Raw genomic sequence first — 12424 nt, 5'->3', positions numbered from 1 at the left:
AGTTAGGAAATTACATTTGTTTTAACTATGTGAAACTGAGGAAAGGCAACTGCGGTTGCCTTTTCTTTATGCAGGAATTTTGGCATCTATGTCGAATACATAAAGTATACAAAGTTGTAAGGAGATGTCATTATGATTACCAATGTTGAATTATTCAATGCCCTCCGTAATGTGACGGCTAAGCGTGAAGGTTCACGTTATAGAATACTCATGGAACTATATACTATCGGTAAGGGAACGAGCCAACGTGTATTAGTGGATAGTTTACAGATTCGTCCAGCTACCGTATCAGAACAACTGGATGTACTCATACAATTGGGGTTTGTAGAAAAGACCATCGATACGATGGATAAAAGGACAACTGTTGTGACACTAACCGATGCAGGGAAAGAAGAAGCACATAGTTTAGTTGAACATAGGGAACAGCAGTTAACTCATCGGTTTAGACGATTATCGCCAGAGGATCGACAAGATTTGTATGACCTATTAGGTCGTATTGATTAACCTATTTACTTGTATATAGTTGTGGTGAAATGGGTATATAAATCTATACAAGATATAGTGTGCAACCTCTTGCATTGTACATTGACTTGTGATAATATATTACTGTTAATTTGAGACAGTCCGCTGCCTATAAGGTGTAGGTATTGAATGTCTGCAAACAGGAGGAAACAATGAACATTATTAACGTACTCGAACAAGAACAACTTCGTACAGACATCCCTACTTTCCGTGCTGGTGATACAGTACGCGTACACGTAAAAGTAGTGGAAGGTAGCCGTGAACGTATCCAAGTATTCGAAGGCTTGGTAATTAAACGTCAAAACGGTGGCGTACGTGAAACTTTCACAGTTCGTCGTATTGCATCCGGTGTAGGTGTAGAACGTACATTCCCACTTCACAGCCCACGCTTAGCTAAAATCGAAGTTATGCGCCGTGGTGTTGTTCGTCGTGCTAAATTGTACTACTTACGTAACCTTACTGGTAAAGCTGCTCGTATTCGCGAAAAACGCTAATGTTCTTAAAAGGCTGCCGTTGGCAGCCTTTTATTTTTGCTAAAATATAGATATAAATACATTCATACAAGATATATAGAAAGGAGACATTATGGCAGATTCACCTATCGTACATTGGTTCCCTGGGCATATGGCGAAAGCTACGCGCATGATAACGGAGTACATCAAAAAGGTAGATGTTGTTATCGAGTTATTAGACGCGCGTATTCCTCGTTCTAGTGCGAACCCAGTTATCCTAGAGTTAGTTGGTCAAAAACCGCATATTGTACTGTTAAATAAGGTAGATTTAGCAGACCCAAAAGCAACGAAGGAATGGACAGAATTCTTTACGCAACAAGGCATTACTGTATTAGCCATCGATTCCAAGTCTGGTAAGGGTAATAAGAAATTAGTTTCTACTGTAGAACGTCTTAGCAAACCTATCATTGATCGTTGGGTAGCAAAAGGGATTCGTAGCCGCTCTATACGTACCATTATCTTAGGCATTCCTAATGTAGGAAAATCTACATTGATTAATTCCTTGGCTGGTTCTGCAGCAACCCGTACGGCTAACAAGGCAGGTCACACGCGTGGTCAGCAATGGGTTAAAATCGGTAAGAATATGGAATTGCTTGATACGCCAGGCGTATTATGGCCTAAATTAGAGGACCAACGGGCTGCTGCTCGTCTTGCTATGACAGGTGCTATCTCTGATGATGTGTACGATTTAGAACACGTAATTAAGCAATTGTTAAATCATCTATTGACGAATACACCTAATATCTTGGTAGAACGTTATAAATTAAAAGAAGAAGAGATGGCCGATGTGGATACAATTCTTGAAAGCATTGGCCGTCGTCGTGGCTGTCTTGTCAGCGGTGGTATTGTGGACCTTGATAAGGCGCGTCGAATTATTTTGCAAGACTATCGCAATACAAAGCTTGGTACAATTACACTAGACCAAGTTGATGAAGAACCGTATTATCCAGAAGATGGTGAGGAAACATATCATGGATAAGGATATCTTCGCTAAGTTAAAGGTAGCTGATATTAAGGCCCTTTTTGAAACGGAACAAGCTCTGGAAATTTTACCATTAGCACAAGAGGATACTCGTAGTTCCGTTCAAAAATTAGCAGCCTCCTATATTAAACGTCAAGAAAAAGAGCTAAAAGAACAACAACGTTTGATGGGCATGTACGACTATGAAGGCATGTTCTATGATGAAGGGCTATATCATGTGGCTGGCGTCGATGAGGTAGGGCGTGGTCCTATTGCAGGTCCTGTTACGGTGGCTGCCGTTATTTTACCTCCTATGACATTAATTCCAGGCCTTAATGATTCTAAAAAGCTAACTGAAGAAAAACGTGAAGCATTGCATGACATCATTATGGATGAAGCTGTAGCGGTCAGCTGTATCTCCTATGGTCCAGAAAAAATTGATGAGCTCAATATTTATGAGGCCACACGTCAAGCGATGTATGAGGCTATTCGCACCCTTGATGTACCTGCAGAGGCTGTCGTAGCTGATGCCATGAAATTACCCGATTTAACGATACCTGTTGAATCTATCATCAAGGGTGATAGTAAAAGTGCAAATATTGCAGCGGCATCTATCATTGCGAAAGTTACACGGGATCGATATATGAAAAGCCTTGATGAAGAATATCCTGGTTATGGTTTTGGCATACATAAGGGATATTATACAGAACTCCACAAAGAGGCTGTTGAGCAGCAAGGTGTGACACCACTGCATAGAAAGAGTTTTGAACCGATTAAGTCAATTGTTGGATGGCATCGGGAAGAAAAATAAATATATAGATTACTCTATTGTGAAATAAAAATGAAAAATCTATAGAGAAGAGGTTCCTATTGGTCACCTAGGTGACTATTAGGAACCTCTTTTCTATTTACATTCATGGTCAGACCGTCTTATGTTGTATATATAAGTATTCGAAAGCATCTATATACATAAGGAGGTAATCATGAATACGATGAATTGTGAACAAAATTGTAACCTATTAGATGCAAAAGCTCTTGGTAATTGGGGAGAAGATATTGCTCGACAGTATATTGAGCAACAAGGATTAAAAATTGTAACGACCAATTACAAAACAAAGGTAGGTGAAATCGATATTATCGCCAAAAATGGGCTGACCTATCATTTTATTGAAATCAAGGCGCGTCGTGGTGTCACCCATGGATTGCCACGGGAGGCTGTTTCAAAACGTAAACAAAAGCATATTAAGCAGGCAGCTATGTATTTTATACGGGATTTGCGGGCCCAGAATCGCAAATGGAAGGAACTATCCTTTGATGTAGTTGAGGTATATGTACATGAGGATTTTAAGGCCACTGTACACTATATGCCTCAGTGTTTCATGTAGGAGGTCCATTATGTATGCAAAGGTCTATGGTGCTACCATAGATGGTTTAGATGGCGTCGTTGTAACAGTAGAGGTGGACATATCTCAAGGGCTACCTGTCTTTGACATTGTGGGACTCCCAAATCAAGCTGTAAAAGAATCGAGAGAACGCGTACGGGCAGCCATTAAAAATAGTGGATTTGATTTTCCTATGCGTCGTATTGTTGTTAATCTAGGGCCTGCAGAGGTCAGAAAAAGTAGTTCCGGATTAGATTTGCCCATAGCAATAGGTGTATTAGCCGCATCAGGTCAAATTAGGCTACGCAAACCTAAACTAACAAAATTATTACAATCAACCCTGTTTATAGGCGAATTATCATTAGATGGCAGTCTGAAAAAGACACAAGGCATTCTTAGTATGGCTATGAAAGCACTTGATGATAAGCTACTTACAATCTTTACAAGTTCGGATAATGTATCATTGCTGCACAATATCGAAGCAATTACATCCTATGGTGCACATACATTGGCGGATATTGTGAAACTTGTAATGCGACCGGATGAATATCGTGTAGAAACTGTTGATGACGATTGTAATGACGCGGTCAACAGCCTCATTGATTACAAGGATGTACAAGGCCAAGAACTAGGAAAACGAGCCATGGTTATTGCTGCTGCTGGTGTTCACCACGTGATGATGATAGGTCCGCCTGGATCTGGTAAAACTATGTTGGCAGAACGATTACCAACCATTTTACCACCTCTAAGTTGGGAGGAGCGGCTAGAAACAACACGCATTCATGATGTGGCGGGGTTGCTTGAAAAGAATAGGCTGATTGCTAAACGGCCTTTTAGATGTCCTCACCATACAGCAACCTTGGCGAGCATCATAGGGGGCGGTAGTAATGCAAAACCGGGAGAAATTACATTAGCCCATAAAGGGGTTCTATTTATTGATGAAGCACCAGAATTTCCGCGCTATGTATTAGATGCGTTACGTCAACCATTAGAATCTCATATGATTACTGTGAATCGGTTACAAAATAGTTATGACTATCCAGCAGATTTTATATGTATACTCGCCGCAAATCCATGTCCTTGTGGATATTATGGGGACCCTCATAAGGAGTGTGTTTGTAGCTCTACAGAATTAGAAAGATATCAGCATAAAATATCTGGACCTATATTGGACCGCATAGATCTATTCATCCTTGTAGAGAGACCTAGTTTTAACGATATGTTATGTATGGATTCTGATTCTATGAGCAGTGCGGATATGAAACAACTCGTGGAGCAAGGGCGCCAGATGCAATTAGAACGTTTCCAAGACCAACCCTTTAAGTCAAATGGTGCCTTGCCACATGGCGCTATTCGTGAACTTTGTAATATACGCGATGATTGCTGGGGCTTGTTAGGAGATGTATATGAACGATTTCATTTTACAGGGCGTAGCTTTGATCGATTGCTGAAGGTGAGTCGAACCATTGCAGATTTAGATGGGTCCTTATATATAGAAAACGAACATATTTCAGAAGCGATGATGTATCGGCACATTCCATATCATGTGTCGAGGATAGGAGTTCATGATGGAGCAACAGTATGAAAGTAATTTTTACATTGCTGCTATGCAGAGTATTTCTTCACTAGGAGCGGCTACGATACGTGATTTAGTCGAAAAGTTTGGAGATCCTTATGAGGCATGGTGTGCTTTACAAAATCGTAAGAACCTAACGACAATACTAGGCATTCCGTCCACAAAATATAGGCAAATCGAGAAAGAGGCGACCGATGAACGATTACAGACTATCTATAAGGCTCTTAAGAACTGGCATATAGAATATATTACGTATCTTGACGTATTATTTCCTGGGCATTTGCAAGAGATATACAATCCACCAGCCGTCATATTTGTGAGAGGAAATGTATCGTTGTTAGATGATGAAACGATGAAAATTGCCATGGTGGGAGCTCGAAAATGTTCCGATTATGGACGCAATGTGGCACTGCGGATAGGTAAGGAACTAGCTGCGTATAATGTAGCCATAGTCAGTGGTGGTGCGAGGGGAATAGATAGTCATAGCCATGAAGGTGCTTTAGCGGCAAAGGGACAAGTGATCGTTGTAATGGGATGTGGTTTAGATATTGTATATCCGCCGGAGAATAAACGGTTATTTGATGCCGTTCTTAAGAACAATGGTTTATTAGTATCAGAATATCCTCCCGGTACACCGCCGTCAGGTGTCCATTTTCCCGCAAGGAATCGCATTATTAGTGGGCTTTCACAAATCATCATCGTAGTAGAGGCCAAGGCGAGCAGTGGGTCTCTGATAACGGCTGATATGGCCGCCAATGAAGGCCGTGAAATCTATGTGGTGCCTGGCAGTATTTTAAGCAATGTAGCGGAGGGCAATCACTGGCTCATGCGCCAAGGGGCTAATATATTAACGAAAGCACAAGATATAATCGAGGATTATGAGTTAAAGCCCCGTGTAGTTGATACGCAAGGGTCCGATGTGTTAAGCTTTAAGGTGGAATGGGAGGTCGTGTTAAGTACAATTCCTACCGATCAATGTATTAGTGTAGGCGATTTAATCAAGAAAACACACATTCCATTACAACGATTACAAAGTATTTTATTAGACCTTGAAATGAAACATATGATTGAGAATGTTCATTCTAAGGGCTATATTAACATAATCGGGAGTGATGCACTTGTCCATTAAACGATCTATCGTTATTGGGGAACCGAAAGAACCAAAACAAGAAACAAAAAAGAAAAAGACTACGATTAATAAAAAGGTAGCAAAAGAAGCGTTGACACCAGTTGGTATTGTACGCGACAAATCGATTGTTGCTACATCGATGCCACCAGAGCAACGTAAACCTCGCGTATATAATCCGGATGGTAAAATCCTTGTCATTGTGGAATCACCGGCTAAATCTAAGACTATCGAGAAATTTTTAGGCCCTAATTATATTGTGAAAGCCAGTATGGGCCATCTTCGGGATTTGCCTAAATCTCAAATGGGTATCGACATTGATCATGACTTTACCCCACGATATAGTAATCTGGTTGCACGTAAAAAGGTGATTGATGATTTGGTGGCCCATGCCGATGAAAGTAGCGCCGTATTGCTCGCAACTGACCCGGACCGCGAAGGGGAAGCTATTTCTTGGCACTTAGCGTACATTCTAAACGTAGATATCACATCTAATTGTCGTATTACTTTTAATGAAATTACGAAAACTGCTGTTGCAGAGGCCTTAGAGCATCCACGTACTGTGGATATGAACATGGTTGACGCACAGCAAGCACGTCGTGTATTAGACCGTATTGTAGGGTATAAATTAAGCCCTCTATTATGGAAAAAGGTTTGCAAAGGATTGAGCGCTGGTCGTGTTCAATCCGTAGCTGTACGTCTCATTTGTGAACGAGAACGTGAAATACAAGCTTTTGTACCTCAAGAATATTGGTCTATTGAAGGACAATTTAAGACGAAAACTAATGAAGAGTTTGCCGCTGAACTAACTCATGTAAAGGGCGACAAACTAGATATTACATGTGAAGCAGATGCAGTAGCAATCCAAAAGGCTATTGCGGACCATACGGCTACTGTTACATCTGTTAAGAAAAGTAAACGAAGCCGTAAACCAGCTCCGCCTTTCACCACATCTACATTGCAACAAGATGGTGTTCGTAAGCTTAATTTTGGGGCTAAACGGACCATGATGATTGCTCAACATTTATATGAAGGTTTGGAAATCGGTTCTTATGGTCACGTAGGTTTAATTACCTATATGCGTACAGACTCTACACGTATATCCAAAGATATGCAAGAACAGGCAAGAGACTATATTAAGAGAACCTATGGCGATGACTATTGCCCTGCTAAACCGAATGTATATGGTAAGAAGGAATCAGCTCAAGATGCGCATGAAGCCATTCGTCCTACATCTCTTGAATTGACACCTAAAATGGTAGAACCATTTGTAAATCGCGATGAACTAAAGTTATATACACTGATTTGGAATCGTTTTATGGCTAGCCAAATGGCACCACAACAAAATGAGTCCACTACCATTGAACTAGATATTGATGATACTTATACATTTAAGGCAACTGGTTCTCGTGTGTTATTCCCTGGATTTAGTGCAGTCTATGAAGATAGTAAGAAAGAAGATACGCCACAATTACCAGCGTTGAAGAAATCTGATGTGGTGGAAACTGTACTTATCGACCCAGAACAACATTTTACGCAACCGCCTGCTAGATATTCTGAAGCAAGCCTTATCAAAACATTGGAAGAATTAGGCATTGGCCGCCCAAGTACCTATGCGCCAATTATAGATACTATCGTTAGCCGTAACTATGTAGAAACAAATAATAAACAATTCATACCTACAGAACTCGGCTTTGTAGTAGTAGACTTTTTAGTGGACTATTTTGAAAAAATCATCAACACTGGGTTTACTGCGGAGCTTGAAGAGGAGCTCGATGCCATCGCTAATGGTAAGGATACGTATGTGAAGGTATTGACTGATTTTTACAATATATTTAAGCAAGAATTGGATGATGCTAGCGATGTAGACAAAATTCAAATTGCATCCATGGAAAGTGATGAAACCTGTGAGCTTTGTGGTCATCCTATGGTCTATAAATTCGGTCGCTATGGTAAATTCTTAGCATGTTCTAACTTCCCAGAATGCAAGAACACTAAACCGATTACGGTTGGTACCGGTGTTGCTTGTCCTAAATGCGGTGAAGGGGAAATCGTAGAACGGAAATCTAAGCGTGGTCGTATCTTCTATGGTTGTAATCGTTATCCACAATGCGATTTTACGTTATGGGATAAGCCAACTCATGAGTTCTGCGATACATGTGGTAGCATTATCGTTGAAAAAACGTATAAAAACGGTACGACGAAGAAATTCTGCTCCAATGAAACCTGTCCAACTAGACCGCCTAAGAAAACGAGAAAGAAAAAGTCTGATGAGTCAGTAAAGAAAGAAGAGGATACAAAGAGTGAGTGAACATAAAGTTACTGTTATAGGGGCTGGCTTAGCCGGTTCTGAAGCAGCCTGGCAACTTGCCAATCGTGGTGTTACTGTCGATTTATATGAAATGCGTCCTGTAAAGAGTTCTCCAGCCCATCAAACGGATCAGTTTGCTGAACTAGTGTGTAGCAATTCCTTGCGCGCTGGTAATATAGAGAATGCTGTTGGTCTACTAAAGGAAGAAATGCGTCGCTTAGGCTCGTTAATTATGGAATGTGCAGATGCAACAGCTGTACCTGCTGGTGGTGCCTTAGCGGTTGACCGTCATCTATTCAGTGCTATGGTAACTGATAAGATTAAAAGTCACCCTAATATTACAGTGCATCATGAAGAGGTAACATCTATTCCTTCAGAAGGAACGGTTATCTTTGCTTCTGGTCCATTAACATCTGAAACACTAGGCGATGCCATTAGAGAATTAACCGGCAATACGGGATTTTATTTCTATGATGCAGCAGCTCCGATTGTGACCGCAGAGTCTCTTAACTATGATAAGGTATTTGCTGCGTCTCGCTACGATAAAGGCGATGCGGACTATCTTAATTGCCCTATGAATGAAGAAGAGTATAAACACTTCTGGCACGAATTAACCCATGCTGAAGCCGTACAGCCTAAGGATTTTGAAAAGGAAATCTATTTTGAAGGTTGTATGCCTGTGGAAATCATGGCATCTCGTGGAGAGGATACATTGCGTTATGGTCCATTGAAACCAGTAGGCTTAGTGGATAAGCGTACCAATGAAGAATCCTATGCAGTTGTTCAATTGCGTAAAGAAAACAAAGAGGGGACTATGTTTAACCTCGTAGGGTTCCAAACTCATTTAAAATGGGGCGAACAAAAACGCGTATTTGGTTTAATTCCTGGCCTTGAAAATGCAGAATTTATTCGGTATGGTGTGATGCATCGTAATACGTATATCAATTCTCCAGAATTGCTCAATCATGCATTCCAATTACAGTCTGATCATCGACTATTCTTTGCAGGTCAAATGACAGGTGTAGAAGGGTATCTTGAATCAGCCGCATCAGGACTCATGGTAGGGTTACAGGTAAAACGATACCTTGATGATAAGGCATTTATCGACTTCCCTAAAACGACGGCTATCGGATCATTGAGCCATTATATATCTTCCTATGAAGGATCTAATTTCCAGCCTATGAATGTTAATTTTGGTATTATGGAATCATGGCCTCAACGAATTCGTAAGAAAAAAGAGAAAAATGCTCTCATTGCCAATCGTGCATTAGAAGAACTTGACGCATTAAAGGCACAAGAACAACTGTAAATGATGCTTGTCGCTCATAGTCTATCTATAGAATAATTGAATAGATATAAAAAATCCTTCATTCATGGATGTTGTGTATCCGTGAATGAAGGATTTTATTATTTACGTTTCTTTTGTTTTTGTGGTGCTTCTGGCACTGTTTCTGCTACAGTTTGTTGCTTTTTATCTAGATAACCAAAGTAGATAAATAAACAGATACCTACAATCATAACAATGAGGCTCGTCATCTGTGCTGATTTAAGTCCCATTGTGAGGTTTACATAATCACCGCGTAAGAATTCTAAGCAGAATCGCGCTGCGGAATACAAGATAGCGTATAGAACGAACACTTGTCCTTTAGCATGTTTAAATGAGCTAAAGAGTAGTAAAATCACGAAGATTAGAATATCGATTTGGCCTTCCCAAATTTCAGCTGGCCATAATGGCTGATTACCATAGGTGCGGTATGCAAGGGTGCTTTCAGGATAGAGAATACCAAAATTTCCACCCGTAGGATGACCAAAGGCATCGCCGTTAAACAGGTTAGCCATACGCCCAACCGATTGAGCTAAAATGAGGGCTGGCGCAAAAATATCGGCAAAGGCCCAGAAATCGATATTATGTTTTCTTAGATACCAATAACCGGCTAATGTACCGAGTACAACGCCTCCTTGAATGGCCATGCCGCCTTGCCATACGAAAGGAATTTCGAGGAGATGATTGCCATAGTAATGCCAATCGAAGAAAAATACATCCCATAAGCGGGCGCCTATAAGACCTGCTATAGCGACTGTAATGGAGAAATCGACAATGTGCTCGTGCCATCCACGACCGTCTTTTTTGAGTAAGAAATAGGCTACAGAGGCACCGCTAATGATGGCTAGTGCTAACATGACACCGTAGGCCCTGATCGGAAAATCGCCTATGAAAAATAGATATTGATGCATATGAACTCCTTTATGAATAAACGTTCATGCTTTTATAAGCATAGAAATTATAAGTGTCGATATATGTATGATATAATATAGGAATTGTTATGTAAACAAAAGCTAGTCAGCATAAATTATAGGAGACATACATGTTACGTAAATTTGCTATGGTCACTACCTTGGCAGCTGCTGTATTATCTAGTATTTCTGGTAATACTGTACAGGCTGAAGTATTGGTGCCATTACAACAATATTTAAATACGACCAACCGTAATTATGAGGCGAATCAGTATAAGACCTCTTATACAATTTATGTACCACAGTTAGAACTGAATGGTACAACCATTACGATGAATCCTAAAGCCGTTGGAGAGCCGGTTAAATTACCGATTACCAAACGGGATGGTGCCGAGTATGTTGATGTAGAAAATGCAACACCGTTGATAGGCGTCACCTATACAAAGGATGGTGACCACGTTCAATTGACCGCCGCACCAGAGACGATGCAAGTATTGCAAAATAAACCTGTCCAAGGACCTCTATCTTGGGCCTTTGACCCATGGCCTAACCAAGATGCGCCGTATGCGAAAAAATTGAATGTCAGCGGAGATAACATCATTTCTCCAAGTTGGTTCAAATTGCATAGCCTTGGCTTAGAATCTAGTCCTAATATTAATGTGGATTATGTGAAAGCATACAAGGCCAACGGATATCATGTGTGGCCGCTTATTACAAATCGTTTTGATCCAGATTTTACGAGTGGTATCTTAGCCGATGAAGCAGTGTGGAAGAAATACGCTCAAAATCTCATTCAATACGCTTATATTTATGGATTTGATGGATATAATTTTGACTTTGAAAATGTAGACTATTCTGACCGTGATAAATTGACAAGATTCGTAGCATACTTAGCTGACGAATTACATAAGTATAATATTCAATCCTCTGTAGATGTAACGGGATATTCTAATAGTCCAAATTGGTCTCTTGTATATGACCGTAAGTCCTTCGCTAACAGTGTAGATTATGTCGTTTTAATGGCTTATGACGAAACATGGGCCAAGAGTACTACAGCAGGACCGGTTGCAAGTTATCCTTGGGTACGCGATCATGCTGAGAAGATGTTGCAAGAGGTACCAAGTCATAAGCTTGTTCTTGGCATTCCATTCTACACTAGAATTTGGCATGAATCAGGCGGTGTGGCACGGGGTGAAACATTGGCCATTAAAAATGAATCATCTTATTTCACAAATTACGCATCGAATATTATTTGGAATGATACGTTAAAATCTTATTATGCAGCTATTCCAACATCTAGTGGTACCGATAAGATTTGGTTTGAAGATAATAAATCCTTAGGATATAAATTAAATCTAGTGAAAGAATTACAATTGGCCGGCTTTGCTGCTTGGCGCAAAGGCTTTGAAGATGATAATACGATTACAATGATTCAAGGCGTTGATTTAGGTAAAGGAGTACCTAATACAGCACCAGTTGCTGAAGCTCCTAAGCCTGTTATTGAAAAACCATTAACAAAGGCTGAACGTAAGGCTCTTGAAAAAGCAGCTAAAGAAAAAGCAAAAGCAGAAGCTAAAGCGGCTAAGGAAAAGGCAAAAGCAGAAGCTAAAGCGGCAAAAGAAAAGGCGAAAGCCGAAGCTAAAGCATCTAAAGAACGTGCAAAAGCAGATGCTAAGACTACCAATGAAAAACAAAAAATTGATAATGATATAGCGTCTATTGTTCCTGCTGTTCAAGTAGTAAAGAAGTAGATAAATTGACGGTTTATGGTACTAAGTAGTACAATAATACTATTAATT

Annotated in this window: 11 protein-coding genes; 10 read left to right on the top strand and 1 reads right to left on the bottom strand. The window is 40.3% G+C overall.

All coding sequences use genetic code 11. The annotated features are described in order from the left end of the window. Positions 1-132 precede the first annotated feature (132 nt). From HMPREF1477_RS01870 to trmFO, 9 genes are all read left to right on the top strand, one after another. Positions 133-504, top strand: coding sequence for a MarR family winged helix-turn-helix transcriptional regulator (locus HMPREF1477_RS01870; protein WP_016475619.1), 372 nt, complete (start codon positions 133-135; stop codon positions 502-504). A gap of 170 nt (positions 505-674) precedes the next feature. After that, entirely contained in the window at positions 675-1016 is a 342-nt protein-coding gene (gene rplS, locus HMPREF1477_RS01865) for a 50S ribosomal protein L19 (protein WP_005377523.1), read from the top strand. A gap of 91 nt (positions 1017-1107) precedes the next feature. Then, positions 1108-2013, top strand: a complete 906-nt coding sequence (gene ylqF / locus HMPREF1477_RS01860; protein ID WP_016475618.1) for a ribosome biogenesis GTPase YlqF — start codon at positions 1108-1110, stop codon at positions 2011-2013. After that, positions 2006-2806 carry a ribonuclease HII gene (locus HMPREF1477_RS01855; RefSeq protein WP_016475617.1) on the top strand — a complete coding sequence of 267 codons (801 nt, stop codon included), beginning with the start codon at positions 2006-2008 and terminating at the stop codon, positions 2804-2806. The genes ylqF and HMPREF1477_RS01855 overlap by 8 nt, the downstream gene beginning before the upstream one ends. 172 nt (positions 2807-2978) lie before the next feature. After that, positions 2979-3380 (top strand): YraN family protein, encoded by a 402-nt coding sequence (locus HMPREF1477_RS01850; protein ID WP_005379862.1) that lies wholly within the window; start codon positions 2979-2981, stop codon positions 3378-3380. 10 nt (positions 3381-3390) lie between these two features. Further along, positions 3391-4962, top strand: coding sequence for a YifB family Mg chelatase-like AAA ATPase (locus HMPREF1477_RS01845; RefSeq protein WP_016475616.1), 1572 nt, complete (start codon positions 3391-3393; stop codon positions 4960-4962). Further along, positions 4946-6082, top strand: a complete 1137-nt coding sequence (gene dprA, locus HMPREF1477_RS01840) for a DNA-processing protein DprA (protein ID WP_016475615.1) — start codon at positions 4946-4948, stop codon at positions 6080-6082. Before HMPREF1477_RS01845 ends, dprA begins: the two co-directional genes overlap by 17 nt. Beyond that, positions 6072-8390 carry a type I DNA topoisomerase gene (topA, locus tag HMPREF1477_RS01835; RefSeq protein WP_016475614.1) on the top strand — a complete coding sequence of 773 codons (2319 nt, stop codon included), beginning with the start codon at positions 6072-6074 and terminating at the stop codon, positions 8388-8390. Before dprA ends, topA begins: the two co-directional genes overlap by 11 nt. Beyond that, positions 8383-9699: a methylenetetrahydrofolate--tRNA-(uracil(54)-C(5))-methyltransferase (FADH(2)-oxidizing) TrmFO gene (gene trmFO, locus HMPREF1477_RS01830; protein WP_016475613.1), complete on the top strand. Its 1317-nt coding sequence runs from the start codon at positions 8383-8385 to the stop codon at positions 9697-9699. Before topA ends, trmFO begins: the two co-directional genes overlap by 8 nt. A 98-nt stretch (positions 9700-9797) precedes the next feature. Here the strand turns inward: trmFO and lgt are convergent, their stop codons facing one another. Next, a complete protein-coding gene (gene lgt / locus HMPREF1477_RS01825) occupies positions 9798-10625 on the bottom strand; it encodes a prolipoprotein diacylglyceryl transferase (protein ID WP_016475612.1) in 828 nt (275 codons plus the stop codon). A 131-nt stretch (positions 10626-10756) separates the two neighbouring features. On the opposite strand from lgt, the gene HMPREF1477_RS01820 reads away from it, so the two are divergent. Then, positions 10757-12376, top strand: coding sequence for a glycosyl hydrolase family 18 protein (locus HMPREF1477_RS01820; protein ID WP_016475611.1), 1620 nt, complete (start codon positions 10757-10759; stop codon positions 12374-12376). Positions 12377-12424 lie beyond the last annotated feature (48 nt).

It is taken from the genome of Veillonella sp. HPA0037 (assembly GCF_000411535.1).
In the GTDB taxonomy this organism is placed as follows: Bacteria; Bacillota; Negativicutes; order Veillonellales; family Veillonellaceae; genus Veillonella; species Veillonella atypica.
Note: the sequence above shows the minus strand (reverse complement) of the source record. Positions and strands in the feature narration are given on the sequence as shown.

Coding starts and splice junctions, on each gene's coding strand:
- HMPREF1477_RS01870 (WP_016475619.1), top strand. CDS start 133: ATGATTACCAATGTTGAATTATTCAATGCCCTCCGTAATGTGACGGCT.
- rplS (WP_005377523.1), top strand. CDS start 675: ATGAACATTATTAACGTACTCGAACAAGAACAACTTCGTACAGACATC.
- ylqF (WP_016475618.1), top strand. CDS start 1,108: ATGGCAGATTCACCTATCGTACATTGGTTCCCTGGGCATATGGCGAAA.
- HMPREF1477_RS01855 (WP_016475617.1), top strand. CDS start 2,006: ATGGATAAGGATATCTTCGCTAAGTTAAAGGTAGCTGATATTAAGGCC.
- HMPREF1477_RS01850 (WP_005379862.1), top strand. CDS start 2,979: ATGAATACGATGAATTGTGAACAAAATTGTAACCTATTAGATGCAAAA.
- HMPREF1477_RS01845 (WP_016475616.1), top strand. CDS start 3,391: ATGTATGCAAAGGTCTATGGTGCTACCATAGATGGTTTAGATGGCGTC.
- dprA (WP_016475615.1), top strand. CDS start 4,946: ATGGAGCAACAGTATGAAAGTAATTTTTACATTGCTGCTATGCAGAGT.
- lgt (WP_016475612.1), bottom strand. CDS start 10,625: ATGCATCAATATCTATTTTTCATAGGCGATTTTCCGATCAGGGCCTAC.
- HMPREF1477_RS01820 (WP_016475611.1), top strand. CDS start 10,757: ATGTTACGTAAATTTGCTATGGTCACTACCTTGGCAGCTGCTGTATTA.